The 14,182-nt window shown below is 68.2% G+C and carries 12 protein-coding genes; 5 read left to right on the top strand and 7 right to left on the bottom strand.

Annotated elements, in window-relative coordinates; translation table 11 throughout:
- Positions 1-27: 27 nt before the first annotated feature.
- The 5 genes from AAW51_RS22050 to AAW51_RS22070 are packed head-to-tail and all read left to right on the top strand — an operon-like array spanning position 28 to position 3,874.
- A complete protein-coding gene (locus AAW51_RS22050; protein ID WP_047196321.1) occupies positions 28-285 on the top strand; it encodes an acyl carrier protein in 258 nt (85 codons plus the stop codon).
- A gap of 10 nt (positions 286-295) precedes the next feature.
- The gene (nadE, locus tag AAW51_RS22055) at positions 296-1,294 is read left to right on the top strand and encodes an NAD(+) synthase (RefSeq protein WP_047196322.1); all 999 of its coding nucleotides are present in this window, start codon (positions 296-298) and stop codon (positions 1,292-1,294) included.
- A complete protein-coding gene (locus AAW51_RS22060) occupies positions 1,291-2,235 on the top strand; it encodes a N5-glutamine methyltransferase family protein (RefSeq protein WP_047196323.1) in 945 nt (314 codons plus the stop codon). Before nadE ends, AAW51_RS22060 begins: the two co-directional genes overlap by 4 nt.
- A 59-nt stretch (positions 2,236-2,294) precedes the next feature.
- The gene (locus tag AAW51_RS22065) at positions 2,295-2,975 is read left to right on the top strand and encodes a Crp/Fnr family transcriptional regulator (RefSeq protein ID WP_047198176.1); all 681 of its coding nucleotides are present in this window, start codon (positions 2,295-2,297) and stop codon (positions 2,973-2,975) included.
- Between the two features lie 59 nt (positions 2,976-3,034).
- Positions 3,035-3,874: an urease accessory protein UreD gene (locus AAW51_RS22070; RefSeq protein ID WP_047196324.1), complete on the top strand. Its 840-nt coding sequence runs from the start codon at positions 3,035-3,037 to the stop codon at positions 3,872-3,874.
- Positions 3,875-3,885: 11 nt separating this feature from the next.
- Here the strand turns inward: AAW51_RS22070 and urtE are convergent, their stop codons facing one another.
- The 7 genes from urtE to AAW51_RS22105 form a co-directional block, all read right to left on the bottom strand.
- The gene (gene urtE, locus AAW51_RS22075) at positions 3,886-4,578 is read right to left on the bottom strand and encodes an urea ABC transporter ATP-binding subunit UrtE (protein ID WP_047196325.1); all 693 of its coding nucleotides are present in this window, start codon (positions 4,576-4,578) and stop codon (positions 3,886-3,888) included.
- Positions 4,579-5,457: an urea ABC transporter ATP-binding protein UrtD gene (gene urtD, locus AAW51_RS22080; RefSeq protein WP_047196326.1), complete on the bottom strand. Its 879-nt coding sequence runs from the start codon at positions 5,455-5,457 to the stop codon at positions 4,579-4,581. It abuts the gene before it with no gap.
- On the bottom strand, positions 5,454-6,584 hold the full coding sequence (urtC, locus tag AAW51_RS22085; protein WP_047196327.1) for an urea ABC transporter permease subunit UrtC: 1,131 nt from the start codon (positions 6,582-6,584) through the stop codon (positions 5,454-5,456). The genes urtD and urtC overlap by 4 nt, the downstream gene beginning before the upstream one ends.
- 43 nt (positions 6,585-6,627) lie before the next feature.
- A complete protein-coding gene (urtB, locus tag AAW51_RS22090; protein WP_417903580.1) occupies positions 6,628-8,241 on the bottom strand; it encodes an urea ABC transporter permease subunit UrtB in 1,614 nt (537 codons plus the stop codon).
- A 106-nt stretch (positions 8,242-8,347) separates the two neighbouring features.
- A complete protein-coding gene (gene urtA, locus AAW51_RS22095; RefSeq protein ID WP_047196328.1) occupies positions 8,348-9,622 on the bottom strand; it encodes an urea ABC transporter substrate-binding protein in 1,275 nt (424 codons plus the stop codon).
- Positions 9,623-9,763: 141 nt separating this feature from the next.
- Entirely contained in the window at positions 9,764-10,717 is a 954-nt protein-coding gene (locus AAW51_RS22100; protein ID WP_047196329.1) for a response regulator transcription factor, read from the bottom strand.
- Entirely contained in the window at positions 10,698-14,174 is a 3,477-nt protein-coding gene (locus AAW51_RS22105) for a hybrid sensor histidine kinase/response regulator (RefSeq protein WP_047196330.1), read from the bottom strand. Before AAW51_RS22105 ends, AAW51_RS22100 begins: the two co-directional genes overlap by 20 nt.
- Positions 14,175-14,182: the final 8 nt, after the last annotated feature.

Genomic DNA, 14,182 nt, shown 5'->3' on the forward strand with positions numbered 1-14,182 from the left:
CCCCGTTCTTTACTTCACGAGCACCACATGCCCATCGCCATCAAGCAGCAGGTCCGCGCCTACATCCTCGACAACTTCCTGATGGGGACGCAAGGCGCCGAGTTCGCCGACAGCGACTCCTTCATGGAACACCACGTGATCGATTCGACCGGTTTTCTCGAACTGGTCACCTACCTCGAGGAGGCCTTCGGCATCCGCGTCGAAGACGAAGAGATGGTGCCGGAGAACCTGGACAGCCTCGACAACATCGAGGCCTATGTGAGCCGCAAGCTCACGCTGCACTGAGCTGGCGGCGATGAGCAGCAAGACCACGGTGCGTCTGGACACCTCGGTGCTCGCGCTCGACTGCGAACGCGAGGCGCAGCGCATCGCCGACTGGCTGCGGCACGGCATCGCGCAGCGTTTGCACCGACGCGGCGCGGTGGTGGCGCTGTCGGGCGGCATCGACAGCTCGGTGTGTGCCGCGCTCGCGGTGCGGGCGTTGGGGCCCGGCAAGGTGTTCGGGCTGTTGTTGCCCGAGCTGGATTCGAGCGCGAGCAGCGCCGACCTCGGCCGCAGCGTCGCCGAGCACCTCGGCATCGCCTACGAGCTGCACGACATCGCCCCGGCGCTGCAGGCGCTCGGGTGCTACCGGCAGCGCGATGCGGCGATGCGCGCGGTGTTCCCGGCCTACACCCCGGCGTGGAAGAGCAAGCTGGCGATCGCCGGTGGCACTGCCGGGCGCATCAACTGCTTCAAGCTGGTGGTGCAATCGCCCGACGGCGAGCAGCACGAGGCCCGCTTGCCGCTGAGGGAGTATCTGCAGATCGTCGCCGCGACCAACTACAAGCAGCGCATCCGCAAGACCGTCGAGTACTGCCATGCCGACCGGCTCCACTACGCGGTGATCGGCACGCCCAACCGGCTCGAGTACGACCAGGGCTTTTTCGTCAAGAACGGTGACGGCGCCGCCGACCTGAAACCCATCGCCCATCTGTACAAGACCCAGGTCTATGCGATGGCGCGCCATCTAGGCCTGCCCGAGGGCGTCTGCCAGGCCCAGCCCACCACCGACACCTACAGCCTGCAGCAGGGGCAGGACGAGTTCTATTTCGCGCTGCCCTACGCGCAGATGGACCTCGCCTTGTGGGCCCACCGTCACCAGGTGCCGCCCGAAGATCTGGCCGAGGCGCTCGCGCTCGACCTCGACACGGTGCAGTTCATCTACCGCGACATCGAAGCCAAGCGCCGCAGCACCGCGTATCTGCATGCGCGGCCGATGCTGGTGGAGACGGTCGACGAGGTGTGCGCATGACCGGGCCGGCCTTGCGACAGCCTGCCGACACGCACGCGCTCGGCGAGGCGGCCGAAGGCCTGTTCGCGCAGTTGTCGCAGGCGCTGCAGCAAGGCCTGCAGCAGCAGCCCGACAAGCCTGAAGAAACGCCGGCCAACACGCTGCGCGCCTTGTGGCACCTGGCCGCCGGCCGGCCGTTGTCGGCCCAGGCCGCAGCGGCCGCCGCGCTGCCGCCGCTCACGGCCCCGCAGCGCGAACGGCTGCACGCCCTGGTCGGCGAGCGCCTGGCCGGCCGCCCGCTCGCCCACCTGACCGGCCGGCAGCACTTCATGGCGATGGAACTGCTCGCCGGCCCCGAAGCGCTGATCCCGCGCCGCGAGACCGAGTTGCTCGGGCGCACGGCCTGCGCACTGCTCGGCGAGTTGGTGCACAGCCGCGCGGCGCCCGTCGCGATCGACGTCTGCACCGGGTCGGGCAACCTGGCGCTCGCGCTGGCCGGCACCGCCGCCGCAGCCCGCGTCTACGGCGCCGACCTGTCGCCCGAAGCGCTCGACCTGGCGCGCCGCAACGCCGACCACCTCGGCCTGTCCTCGCGTATCGATTGGCGCTGCTGTGACCTGCTCGACGGCTTCGACCCCGAGTTGCTCGGCGAGGTCGACCTGCTGGTCTGCAACCCGCCCTACATCTCGAGCGGCCGGCTGGCCGCGATGCCCGGCGAGATCGCCGGCCATGAGCCGCGCCTGGCCTTCGACGGCGGGCCGCTGGGCATCGCGCTGCTGAACCGGCTGGTGCGCGAGGCACCGCGCTTCCTGCGCGCAGGGGGATGGCTGGCCGTGGAGGTGGGCCTGGGACAGGGCCGCGCGATGCAGCAACGACTGGAGGCGCAGCGCCGCTTCCGCCCCGTGCGCCCGGTCCAGGACGAGGCCGGCGAGACCCGCGTGCTCGCCGCACAGCTGGCATGAACGTGAGGGACAATGGACCGATGTCCCTTCGCGGCTTGCATTTCGCCGCCTTGACCCCCATGACCCGCTTGACCGACATGCTCCGCAGCTCCGGCTGGGGGCGCAATCTGACGCCCAGTGAATTCGACCGCGTGGCCCGCGACGCGCAAGAGGTGACAGTGCCGGCGGGCGGCTATGTGGCCCGCAACGGTGAACCGGCCGAGCACTGGCTCGGCATCCTCCACGGCTTGGCCAAGATGTCGGTCACCTCGCCCGAAGGCCGCACCTCGACGCTCACCGGCGCCCGCACCGGCGCCTGGTTCGGCGAAGGCTCACTGCTGAAGAAGGAATTGCGGCGCTACGACGTGATCGCGATCCGCGACACCCGCGTGGCCCTGGTGCCGGCGGCCAGCTTCGAATGGCTGCGCGCCACCAGCCTGCCGTTCAACCACTACCTGCAAAACCTGCTCAACGCGCGGCTCGGCTTGTTCATCGGGCTGCTCGAATACGACCGTTTGCTGGGGCCCGATGCGCGCGTGGCCCGCTGTGTCGCCAGCCTGTTCAACCCCGACCTCTACCCGGAGCCCGGGCCGTATGTCGATCTGCTGCAGGCCGAGGTGGGGCTGCTGTCGGGCGTCTCGCGCCAACGCGCCAACGTCGCGTTGCAGCGATTGCAGCAAGCCGGGTTGATCCGCATCGAGAACCGCGGCCTGACGGTGCTTGACCTGGGCGGGCTGAGGCGGTTCGCCGGCGGCGGCTGAACATCCGGCTCACCTACACTGACGGCTTCACCTTGCGCGGCCGTGTGCCGAGACCTTGCATGGGCTGGCACGGCCACCTCGATCTTCACTACCGCTACGACGGTCAACGCACCACCGCCCTCGACCGGCACGAGGGCCCACTGCGGGTCCTGGCCGGCCTTCATCCCGAAGGCCCGCAGATCTGCCATCACGTGCTGGTGCACGCCCCCGGCGGCATCGTCGGCGGCGACACGCTGGACCTGCAGGTGCGCGTCGATGCCGGCGCCCATGGCCTGGTCACCACACCCGGCGCCACGCGCTTCTACCGCAGTGCCGGCGACGAGGCCCGGCAGTCGCTGACGGCACAGGTGGCCGAGGGCGGCCGCCTCGAATGGCTGCCGCTGGAGACCATCGCCTACGACGGTTGCCGCGCGGTGAACCGGCTGCAGTTCGAACTGGCGCCCGGTGGCCAGATGATCGGCTGGGACGTGCTCGCGCTGGGCCTGCCGGCCGCGGGCAAGCCCTATCTGCACGGGCGTTTCGAGCAGCACCTGGAATGGCCCGGCGTGTGGCTGGAACGTGGTGTGATCGACACCGACGAGCCCGGCTGGGAACGCCTGCTGGACAGCCCGCTGGGCTGGGACGGCCAGACCGCACTGGCGACGATGTGGTGTGCGAGCGGCAACGCCTGGCAGCGCACCGAGCTCGAAGCGCTGGTCGACGCGGCGCGCGAAGACCTGGGCGGCGACTCCCCGGTGCCGCGCGCCGGCGTCACCTCACTCGACGCGCGGCTGGTGGTGCTGCGCGCGCTGGCCGGCCGCACCGAGCCGTTGTGGGCACTGCTGCAGGCGGTGCGCCGGCGCTGGCGCCGGCTGCTGTGGAACGCGGGCGACGTCGAACCGCGGGTGTGGCGGACCTGAGGGCAGAGACGTCAGATCGACATCAGCTGCCGCACCCCGTCGGCCGCCATGTCGCGCCCGGCGCCTTGGCGCAACACCTCGCCCCGCTCCATCACCAGGTAGCGGTCGGCCAGTTCGGCGGCGAAATCGTAGTACTGCTCGACCAGCACGATGGCCATGTCGCCGCGCTCGGCCAGCTGGCGGATCACGCGGCCGATGTCCTTGATGATGGACGGCTGGATGCCCTCGGTGGGCTCGTCGAGGATCAGCAGCTTCGGGCCCGGCGCGAGGGCGCGGGCGATCGCGAGTTGCTGCTGCTGGCCGCCCGAGAGGTCGCCGCCGCGGCGCTGCAGCATCTGCTTGAGCACCGGGAACAGCTCGAACAGTTCGGCCGGCACGCCGCTGCGCCCGGGCTTGCTCGCCAGGCCCATGCGCAGGTTCTCTTCGACCGTGAGCCGGCCGAAGATTTCGCGCCCCTGCGGCACATAGCCCATGCCCTTGCGAACCCGCTCGTAAGGGCTGTCGCGGGTGACGTCGTGGCCGTCCAGCACCACACTGCCGCTCTTCACCGGCACCAGGCCCATCAGGCTCTTCAGCAAGGTGGTCTTGCCGACACCGTTGCGCCCGAGCACCACGGTGACCTCACCGGCCCGGGCTTCGAAACCGACGTTGCGCAGGATGTGCGAGCCGCCGTAGTACTGATGGATGGATTCGACTTTTAGCATCTAGCGTCCTAGGTAGACCTCGACCACTTTGTCGTTGGCCTGCACCTCGGCCAGCGTGCCTTCGGCCAGCACACTGCCCTCGTGCAGCACCGTCACCCGCTTGGCGGGCCCGCTGCCGCGGGTCAGGGCATCGATGAACTTCATGTCGTGCTCGACCACCACCAGCGAGTGGCGCCCCTGGAGCGACAAGAACAGCTCCGCGGTGCGTTCGGTCTCTTCGTCGGTCATGCCCGCGACCGGCTCGTCGAGCAGCAGCAACTGCGGGTCTTGCATCAGCAGCATGCCGATCTCCAGCCATTGTTTCTGCCCATGCGACAGCAGCCCGGCGATACGCTGGGCCTGGTCTTTCAGGTGGATCAGCGCCAGCACCTCGCCGATGCGGTCGAGTTGCTCGGCCCCGAGCCGAAACCACAACGACGCCCGCACCCGCCGGTCGGCCTTGAGCGCCAGCTCGAGGTTCTCGAACACCGTCAGCTGCTCGTAGACCGTGGGCTTCTGGAACTTGCGGCCGATGCCGGCCTGGGCGATACGGCTTTCGCTCAGGCGCAGCAAATCGATGGTGGAGCCGAACCAGGCCTGCCCGGCGTCGGGCCGTGTCTTGCCGGTGATGACGTCCATCAGGGTCGTCTTGCCGGCGCCGTTGGGGCCGATGATGCAGCGCAACTCACCGGCGCCAATGCTGAGCGACAACTGGTTGAGCGCACGAAAGCCGTCGAAGCTGACGGTGATGTCGTCGAGATAGAGGATGGCGCCGTGGGTCAGGTCGACCTGGCCCGGGGCCAGCACCCGGCCGTAGCTCGCCTCGCGCCCGCCCGAGCCGCCGGCTTCGGTATGCCGGCGGCGCACCGCCGCGCCGGCCTGCATCAGATCGGGTGTCATGAGCGCACCTCCGGGTCGTCGCGGCGTCGGCCTTTGAACAGACCGACGATGCCCTGCGGCAGGAACAGCGTCACCGCGATGAACAGCGCACCGAGGAAATACAGCCAGAACTCGGGGAAGGCGACGGTGAACCAACTCTTCGCGCCGTTGACAAAAAACGCGCCGACGATGGGGCCGATCAGCGTGGCCCGCCCGCCGACTGCCGCCCACACCGCCATCTCGATGCTGGCAGCCGTCGACATCTCGCCCGGGTTGATGATGCCCACCTGGGGCACGTACAGGGCACCGGCCACACCACACATCACCGCCGACAGCACCCAGATGCTGAGCTTGTACCAGAGCGGGTCGTAGCCCGAGAAGCGCACCCGGGTCTCGGCATCACGGATGGCCTGCAAGACCCGGCCGTATTTGCTGCCGACGATCCAGCGCGCCAACAGATAGCAGCCGATCAGCGTCAGCCCGGTCGTGACGAACAGGCCGATGCGCATGCCGGGCGTGGCCAGCGGCATGCCCAGCAAACGCTTGAAGTCGGTGAAGCCGTTGTTGCCGCCGAAGCCGGTTTCGTTGCGGAAGAACAGCAGCATCGCGGCGTAGGTCAGCGCCTGGGTGATGATCGAGAAATACACCCCCTTGATGCGCGAGCGGAAGGCGAAGTAGCCGAACACGAAGGCGAGCGCGCCGGGCACCAGCACCACCAGCAGCGCCTGCGCGAGGAACGACTCGCTGAAGGTCCAGTGCCACGGCAACGTCTTCCAGTCGAGGAACACCATGAAGTCGGGCAGATCGGCCGCATAGTTGCCGTCGCGGCCGATCTGGCGCATCAGATACATGCCCATCGCATAGCCGCCGAGCGCGAAGAACACGCCATGGCCGAGCGACAAGATGCCGGTGTAGCCCCAGATCAGGTCGATCGCGAGGGCGCAGATCGCGTAGCACATGATCTTGCCGATCAGGCTGACGTGGTAGTCGCTCAAGTGCAAGGCATGCCCGGGCGGCAGCGCGAGGTGCAGCAGCGGTGCGACCAGCACCACCGCCACCACCGCGGCGAGCACGCCTGACCAGGCGCGCCGGCCGAGCAGGAAGCCGGGCGAGGGCCTGAAGGCAGGGGTGGAAAGAACAGCGCTCATCTACAAGCTCCGGCGTGGGGTCGGGGAAGAAGAACGGGATGTCTCATGCCTCGGCACTCCTGCCCTTGACCGCGAACAGGCCTTGCGGGCGCTTCTGGATGAACACGACGATGAACACCAGCACCAGGATCTTGGCCAGCACGGCGCCGGCCCAGCCTTCGATGAACTTGTTCAGGATGCCGAGGCCGAGCGCCGCATACACCGCGCCGGCGATCTGGCCGACACCGCCGAGCACCACCACCATGAACGAGTCGACGATATAGCTCTGCCCCAGGTCCGGCCCGACGTTGCCGACCTGCGACAGCGCGCAGCCCGCCAGCCCGGCGATGCCGGCACCGAGCGAAAACGCATAGGTGTCGACGCGCGCGGTGTTGACACCGACACACGAGGCCATCGGTCGGTTCTGCGTGACCCCGCGCACGAACAGCCCGAGCCGGGTGCGCGAGATCAGCAAGCTCATGCCCAGCAGCACCAGGCCCGCGAAGGCCAGGATGGCGAGCCGGTTGTACGGCAAGGTGAGGTTGCTCATCACGCTCAGCCCGCCGCTCATCCAGGCCGGGTTCTCGACCTGCACGTTCTGCGCGCCGAACAGCGAGCGCACCGCCTGCATCAACACCAGGCTGATACCCCAGGTGGCCAGCAGCGTTTCGAGCGGACGGCCGTAGAGCCAGCGGATCACGCCGCGTTCGAGCACGGCGCCCACCAAGGCGGAGCACAGGAAGGCCGCCGGGATGGCCGCCAGCAAATACCAGTCGAACAGACCCGGCATCCAGCTGCGAAACAGGTACTGCACGACATAGGTCGCGTAGGCGCCGATCATCATCAACTCGCCATGGGCCATGTTGATGACGCCCATCAGGCCGTAGGTGATGGCCAGGCCCAAAGCCACCAGCAGCAGGATGCTGCCCAGGCTGACCCCGGAGAACAGCACCCCCAGCCGCTCGCCCCAGGCGAGCCGGTCTTCGACCTGGCGCAAGGCCGATTGCAGGGCGGCACGCACCTCCGCATCGGGCTCGACCAAGCTGTCGCCCTCCTTCTCCAGCCGGCCCAGCAACAGCGTCCGGGTCGCGGCCTGGCCGCTGTCAGCGAGGGCCTGGGCGGCTTCGAGCCGTTTGCCTTTGTCGTCGGAGGTGATCAGCACGGTGGCACGCATGCGTTGCAGGCGCGCTTTCAGGTCTTCGTCGGTCTCGGCGGCGGCGGCCTTGTCCAGCAGGGGCAGCAAGGCTTCGTCCACCTTGTCCTGCAGTTCGTCGACCGCTTGCGCGCGGCGCGACACGTCGGGCGAAAACAGCTTGAGCGCCGCCAGCGCGCCTTCGAGCGCCCGCCGCATGCGGTTGGAATTGACGACGTCCTCGGCCTCGGCCGGCAGCTGGGCGGGCGCCCCGGTCGCCGCGTCGCGTGCGCTGCCGTCCTGCACGATGTACACCTGCTCGCCAGCGAGCTTGACCTCGTCGCGCAGCAGCGCCTCGACGAAGGTCTGCAAGGCCGGGTCGCCACTGGCAGCCGCCTGGTTGAGCGCCTCGATACGCTCGTCGTTGTCGCCGCCCGCCAAAGCGCGCAGCTGCTGCGGCGTCAGTGCGGCGGCGCTGCCGGCGGCCAGCAGGGCCGCCCAGGCGCAAGCCCGCAGCAGGCGCGCGGCACAGTTCAACACGATCACTCGCCGTCCCTCCGGTCGGTGCGCACCGCGGTGCGCCTCTGCCTTGGTTCTGGTGCGCAGCGGGTGGCAGCAGCGCTCGCCGCTGCCACCCTGCATCACGCTGCGCTTACATCTTTTCGGGCTCGTCCTTCTTCTTGTCGTTGCCGGCGATGTAGGGGCTCCACGGGTTGGCCCGCACCGGGCCCTTGGTCTTCCACACCACGTTGAACTGGCCGTCGGCCTTGACCTCGCCGATCAGCACCGGCTTGTGCAGGTGGTGGTTCTTCTCGTCCATCTTGGCAACGAAGCCCGACGGCGCCTTGAAGGTCTGCCCGGCCATCGCGGCGATGACCTTGTCGGTGTCGGTGCTCTTGGCCTTCTCGACCGCCTGCTTCCACATGTAGATGCCGATGTAGGTGGCTTCCATCGGGTCGTTGGTGAGCGGTTTGTCCTTGTGGCCGGCGATGTTCTTGGCCTTGGCGTAGGCCGCCCACTTCTTCATGAACTCGTCGTTGGTCGGGTTCTTCACGCTCATGAAGTAGTTCCAGGCCGCCAGGTGGCCGACCAGCGGCTTGGTGTCGACACCGCGCAGTTCCTCTTCGCCGACCGAGAAGGCCACCACCGGCACATCGGTCGCCTTCAGGCCCTGGTTGCCCAGCTCCTTGTAGAAGGGCACGTTGGAGTCACCGTTGATGGTCGACACGACGGCCGTCTTCTTGCCCTCGGACGAGAACTTCTTGATCTTGGCAATGATGGTCTGGTAGTCGCTGTGGCCGAAGGGGGTGTACTCCTCCAGGATGTCGGCATCGGCCACACCCTTGGACTTCAGGTAGGCGCGCAGGATTTTGTTGGTGGTGCGCGGGTAGACGTAATCGGTGCCGAGCAGCACAAAACGCTTGGCCGAACCACCGTCCTTGCTCATCAGGTATTCGACCGCCGGGATGGCCTGCTGGTTGGGGGCGGCGCCGGTGTAGAAGACGTTCTTCGACAGCTCTTCACCCTCGTACTGCACCGGATAGAACAGCAAGCCGTTTTGCTGTTCGAACACCGGCAACACCGACTTGCGCGACACCGAGGTCCAGCAGCCGAACACCGCGGCCACCTTGTCCTGGCCCAGCAGCTGCTTGGCCTTCTCGGCGAACAGCGGCCAGTTGGAGGCCGGGTCGACCACCACCGGCTCGATCTTCTTGCCGAGCACACCGCCTTGTGCGTTGATCTCGTCGATGGCCATCAGGGCCACGTCCTTCAGCACGGTCTCGGAGATCGCCATCGTGCCCGACAGCGAATGCAGCACGCCGACCTTGATGGTCTCGGCCGCGTGTGCCGCCGGCAGTCCGAAGGCGGCGACGCCGAGCGCCACGGCGGACAAGGTCTTGACGAGGTGACGACGAGAGGATTTCATAAGGAACGCTCCAGGTCTGCGAACACGGCTCCGACAAGGCCCTCCCTCATCGGATGAACGCAGCTTAGGCAGCGGGGGTGCCGGCCGGAATACGCCAAGTGGCGTATGCCGTCGCGCGTGCGCCTCGGATCGGGCCGCGGGTCAACGCTGCCCGAGCAAGCCGACCCGACCGATCGCGACGCTCGCCGCCGCGGTGCGCGTCTCGACGCCGAGCTTCTCGTAGACATGCTCCAGGTGTTTCTTCACCGTGGCCGGGCTGCTGCCCAGGATGTCGCCGATGTCGCGGTTGGTCTTGCCCTTCACCACCCAGTAGAGCACCTCGGCTTCGCGCAGCGTGAGCTTGAAGCCGAGCGTCAGGGCTTCGATGGCCGCGGCGTCCGACGCCTCGTGCATCACCAGCAACCATTCGTCGTCGCCGGTCTGCCGGTGCAACGCGAAGACCAGGCGCCGAGGACCTTGCGTGACGGTGCGGGTGACCGGCTCGCGGGGGTTGAGCGGTGCCGCGGCCTGGCTCGCGACCCAGGCCAGCAGGTCGGCCGGCAACACCGCATCGCGGCAGCCCAGATAGTCTTGCAGGAACTTGCGCGCCAGCGGCGTCTGCCACACGACACGGCCGTCGCTCAGACGCACCGACAGCGTCGCATGGCCGAAGGCGTCGAGGGCGTTGCGGGCCTGCCGGGCCAATCGAGCACCCTGCACATGCGTGACGATCCGCGCCACCACCTCTTGCGGGCGGATCGGCTTGGTCACGTAGTCGACACCGCCGGCCTGGAACGCCGCCACCACGTGTTCGGTCTCGGTCAACCCGGTCATGAAGATGATGGGCACGTGCGCCGTTTCGGGCTGCGCCTTGAGGCGGCGCGCCACCTCGAAGCCGTCCAGGCCGGGCATCACCGCGTCGAGCAGGATCACGTCGGGCACCGCCTGGGCGGCGCGCGACAAGGCGCTGGCGCCATCGGTGGCCACCAGCACGGTATAGCCCGACTCGTCGAGCGCGTCGTGCAGCACCGCGAGGTTGTCGGGCACGTCGTCGACGATCAGCACGACGTCGGACTCGCTGCGGTCGATCGGAAGGTCAGGCGGCGGAAGACTCATGGCGGGCCTTGTGGAGCAAACGCGACATCGCGTCCAACTGGAACTGACGGGCCAGCTCGCGCATGCTGGTGACGAATGCGGCATGCCGCTCGCCGTCGGCCTCGATCTCGTCGAGCAGCCGCATGATGCCGCGGTGGTAGCCGAGGTCGACCAGCTGCTGCAGCGCTTGCAGCCGTGCCGGCGAGGGCGGCACCCAGGCGGCGGCAGGCGTCTCGGCCGTGGCCCGGGCGGCCTCGATCCATTCGAGCTGCAAGCGCCGGCCCAGCCAATCGAGCAGCTCGCCGAGCCGCACCGGCTTGACCAGAAAGTCGGCTGCGGAGATGCCGACGTCGTTGTCCAGCCCCTGGTCGAACGCATTGGCCGAGACGATCGCCACATGGGCCTGCGGGCACAGGCCCTCGGCCCGCAACGCCCGCAAGGTCTGCCAACCGTCCAGCCCCGGCATCGCCAGGTCCATGAAAATGGCGTCGGGCTCGAAGTCGCGCACCGGTTGCCGCAACAGTGCCAAACACTCGTCGCCCGACGCCGCCTGGCGCAACTCGAAGCCGAGCGGGGCCAGCAAACTCACCAGCAAGCCGCGGTCGTCTTCCTGGTTGTCGACCACCAGGATGTGCCGGCGCGGCCCGCGGTAGCCGGTACGTGGCCGCGGCGGCGTGCGCTCGGCGAGGGCCATGCGGGCCTGGGGCAGAAACAGCCGGATGCGAAACAGCGTGCCGACACCGACGGTGCTGCTCACGGTCATCTCGCCGCCCATCAACTCGGTCAGCATCTTGCTGATGGTCAGCCCCAAGCCGGTGCCGCTGCCAGGCTCGGACGCGGCGGCGCCACCGCGGGCGTAAGGCTCGAAGATGCGCTCGATTTCCTCGGGCGCAATGCCGGGGCCGCTGTCTTCGACCTCGAACAATGCGATCTCGCGGGCATAGCGCAGCCGGAAACAGACCCGGCCGTGCGCCGTGAACTTGACGGCGTTGCCCAGCACATTGATGAGTATCTGGCGCAAGCGCTTGCCGTCGGCCCGCACCACCTCGGGCACGCTGCCCTGCACTTCGTAGGTGAAGGCCAGGCCCTTGGCAGCCGCCTGCAGCTCGAACAGCCGCACCATCTCGCGCAGCACCTCGGCAAACCGCATCGGCGTCGGCTCCAGCGTGAGCTTGCCGCTTTCGATGCGGGCGATGTCGAGGGTGCCTTCGATCAGCGACAGCAGATGGTCGCCGCCCCGCCGGATCACCGACACCGCCTGGCGGCGGTGCGGCGGCACGTCCTCGTCTTCGTCGAGCAGCTGGGCATAGCCGAGGATGCTGTTCAAGGGCGTGCGCAGCTCGTGGCTGATGGCCGACAGGTAGCGGCTCTTGGCCTGGTTGGCCTGCTCGGCAGCCCGCTTGGCCTGCTGCAACTGTTCATCGGTGCGGCGGTGCGACTCGATTTCGCGCACCAGCAAATGCGTCTGACGGTTCGACTCCTCCTGGGCGACCTGACGGCTCTTGTGCGCCAGCACCAGCCACCAGGCGACCACACCGCCGACCACCACCAGCGACGCGTAGAGCTTGACGAGCGCGAGCCGCAGCGCCGGTCGCAGTTCGGCCGCGTGCGGCCCCATCGAGGCCAACTCCTGGTGATAGACCAGCGCGAACACGACGCCCAGCAGCGGCACGCTGACGCCCATCAGCAGCAGGAAGTGGCCCAGCTCGGTGTTCATACGCTGCCACAGCGGCGCCGGCAGCAGGGCCTTCGACACCGACGCCCATTGCGCCGACAGGCGCGCGTGCGGCTTGCACAGGTCGTGGCAACGGGCGTCGAGCGAACAGCACAGCGAGCAGATCATGCCCTGGTAAGCCGGGCAGTGGGTGCTGTCTTCCCGTTCGTATTCGCCGTGGCACACGGTGCAGCGATAGGCGCGCGGGGGGCTTGCCGTGTCGACCGGCGCCGGCGTTGCGGGCCGCGCCAGGTAATAGCGCCCGCGAGTGGCCCAGGCAATCGCCGGCGCCGCAACGAAGGCCGTCACCAGCGCGATCAGCGCCGAGAACGCCTGCGCCGTGGCACCGAGCAACCCGAGGTGAGCGATCACCGACAACACCGAGGCGATGCCCATCGCCCCCACCCCCACCGGGTTGATGTCGTACAGATGGGCGCGCTTGAACTCGATGCCCGGCGGCGACAGCTTGAGCGGCTTGTTGATCACCAGGTCGGCCACCACCGCCATCATCCAGGCGATCGCGATGTTGGCGTACAGCCCGAGCACCTTGCCGAGCGCCTGGAACACGTCCAGCTCCATCAGCAGCAGCGCGATCAGCGTGTTGAACACCACCCAGACGACACGGCCCGGGTGGCTGTGCGTCAAACGGGCAAAGAAGTTGGACCAGGCGAGCGAGCCGGCATAGGCATTCGTGACGTTGATCTTGAGCTGCGAGATCACGACGAAGGCCGCCGTCGCCGCCACGGCCCAGCCCACATGCGAGAACACATAACCGTAGGCGACCAAATACATCTGGTTGGGGTCGACGGCCCGGTCGGCCGACACCGAGTGGCTGATGGCGAGGTAGGCCAGCAAGGCGCCGCCCAACATCTTCACGACGCCCAACACCACCCAGCCCGGCCCGCCGATCAGCACACCGGCCCACCAGCGCCAACGCCGCCCAGGCCGCTGCTCGGGCATGAAACGCAGGTAGTCGGCCTGCTCACCCATCTGCGTGACGAGCGCGATGCCGACCGTGGTGGCGGCGCCGAAATGCAGCAGCTCGAAGCGGGGCCCGGCCTGGCCCTCGCCACCCTCGCCACCGTACCCCAGCAGCCCGCGCAGCACACCGGGGTTCTCGGCGAACACATAGATGAACGGCAGCACCAGCATCAACAGCCAGATCGGCTGGGTATAAACCTGCAAACGGCTGATCGCGGTGACACCGTGGGTCACCAGCGGGATCACCACCAGCGCGCAGATCAGATAGCCCCAGCCGGGCGGGATGTCGAAGGCCAGGTCGAGGGCGTAGGCCATGATGGCCGCTTCGAGCGCGAAGAAGATGAAGGTGAACGAGGCGTAGATCAGCGAGGTGATGGTCGAGCCGATGTAGCCGAAGCCGGCACCGCGGGTCAGCAGGTCCATGTCGACGCCGTAGCGCGCCGCGTAGACGCTGATCGGCAAGCCGGCCAGGAAGATCACCAGGCCGGTCGCGACGATGGCCCAGAAGGCGTTGACGACGCCGTGTTCGACCAGCAGCGTGGCGCCGACCGCTTCGAGCACCAGAAAGGACGCGGCGCCGAACGCAGTGTTGGCGACCCGCAGCTCCGACCACTTGCGAAACGTGCGCGGGGTGAAGCGCAGCGCGTAGTCTTCCAGCGTCTCGCTGGCGACCCAGCGGTTGTAGTCGCGGCGCACCTTGATCACCCGCTGCAAGGCCTCGCCGCCGCCGGTGGGCGTGGGGGCGGGCGAGACCGCCGCTCGGCTCGGGTCCGTCTCTTGCATTGGTGGGC

Source organism: Caldimonas brevitalea (genome assembly GCF_001017435.1).
In the GTDB taxonomy this organism is placed as follows: Bacteria; Pseudomonadota; Gammaproteobacteria; order Burkholderiales; family Burkholderiaceae_C; genus Caldimonas; species Caldimonas brevitalea.

Bases quoted from the DNA above. Each gene is read 5' to 3' on its own strand.
- urtC (WP_047196327.1), bottom strand. From the start codon at position 6,584: ATGAGCGCTGTTCTTTCCACCCCTGCCTTCAGGCCCTCGCCCGGCTTC.
- urtD (WP_047196326.1), bottom strand. From the start codon at position 5,457: ATGACACCCGATCTGATGCAGGCCGGCGCGGCGGTGCGCCGCCGGCAT.
- AAW51_RS22100 (WP_047196329.1), bottom strand. From the start codon at position 10,717: ATGAGTCTTCCGCCGCCTGACCTTCCGATCGACCGCAGCGAGTCCGAC.
- urtA (WP_047196328.1), bottom strand. From the start codon at position 9,622: ATGAAATCCTCTCGTCGTCACCTCGTCAAGACCTTGTCCGCCGTGGCG.
- AAW51_RS22060 (WP_047196323.1), top strand. From the start codon at position 1,291: ATGACCGGGCCGGCCTTGCGACAGCCTGCCGACACGCACGCGCTCGGC.
- AAW51_RS22050 (WP_047196321.1), top strand. From the start codon at position 28: ATGCCCATCGCCATCAAGCAGCAGGTCCGCGCCTACATCCTCGACAAC.
- urtE (WP_047196325.1), bottom strand. From the start codon at position 4,578: ATGCTAAAAGTCGAATCCATCCATCAGTACTACGGCGGCTCGCACATC.
- AAW51_RS22105 (WP_047196330.1), bottom strand. From the start codon at position 14,174: ATGCAAGAGACGGACCCGAGCCGAGCGGCGGTCTCGCCCGCCCCCACG.
- AAW51_RS22065 (WP_047198176.1), top strand. From the start codon at position 2,295: ATGACCCGCTTGACCGACATGCTCCGCAGCTCCGGCTGGGGGCGCAAT.
- nadE (WP_047196322.1), top strand. From the start codon at position 296: ATGAGCAGCAAGACCACGGTGCGTCTGGACACCTCGGTGCTCGCGCTC.
- AAW51_RS22070 (WP_047196324.1), top strand. From the start codon at position 3,035: ATGGGCTGGCACGGCCACCTCGATCTTCACTACCGCTACGACGGTCAA.